The organism is Oleiphilus sp. HI0086, from assembly GCF_001635225.1.
Map to the genome: position 1 here is coordinate 1 of NZ_LWFZ01001032.1, position 1,078 is coordinate 1,078.

Consider the following 1,078-nt stretch of genomic DNA (forward strand, 5'->3'; position numbering starts at 1 on the left):
GCACCTGAATCTGCAGCAGCCCAACGCGTAGCAATGTAATGACCCGCGATAGCCGGATCACCTTCGAGTACGCCATGCTTATTCTCGTAATAACAAAGCTCAACATCCGCTGACTTTTTCCGTTTTATCACCTCTCTGCGAGTAGCGAAATCATGCCAAGCACCGTCTTTCCGATACTGCCCACCCTTACAATCTTCTACCCAACTATCTACCGTATCCATGAAGGTATAAGTCACTCCCCAGGCAACCTGCTTATTGCGACCAACCAACACACCAGGCAAACCGGGCATCCCCATTCCGATTAGCGAACCGCCGCTCCATGATAAGCTTTGCTCACACCAAACATTGGGCAAACGATTTACTTCCAGGTGAGGATCATTGGCCATGATTGCTCGCCCAGATTTTGTACGGCTGCCTGCGACAACCCAATTGTTAGACGCCATCATTCTAGGCAAGGCCTGATTCCAGATCACTTCACGCGGAACAATTCGTTCCTGAAGCTGAATACTCTCCACCAGTTCACGGTCAAAACGCTTAACGTCAATGGGAAATAGTTCAGCCAGAGCTTCTGTAGAGACGCCTGATTGCGTCAATTCAATAAAGAAACGTTCTACTTCCGCCTGCGATTGCGCCAAAGTCAGGTAGCTCGTCATTCGCGATATAAGAATAATATCCTGCACTTTCCAAGGTTCTGCCTGATAACCCAAGAGCTTCATTAAAGAAAATTCACCGGCTGAAAAGCCCGCATTGACACCATCACAGTAGGATTGAATCTGTGATAGTGAGACGACATCGAGCTTATTCAACTCTTGCGTTAAATTGCCATACCAATTTGCTCGCCTAAAGAACTTATCTATTGCCAAAGACTCTTCAGTATCCGAAAGCAGCTCCGTTAGCCGACCCTGCCCAAGTATCCGCATCATTAGCAATTGCGTGCCACGATCTATTGCATGCGCATAACCGCTCCCCCAAAGGGCGTCCTTGAAAGATGATGCTTTGACATGAGGCACTCCAGCCTCATCACGATTAATCGACAAACCTGAAGGCTGAGGCCCGCGAACTTTGATACGTCTCTTAT

Annotated in this window: 1 protein-coding gene; it reads right to left on the reverse strand. The window is 48.1% G+C overall.

Annotated features, from left to right (window positions below):
• The coding region (locus tag A3756_RS18445; RefSeq protein WP_197481378.1) for a penicillin acylase family protein at positions 1-1,078 on the reverse strand (1,078 nt) is incomplete at both ends.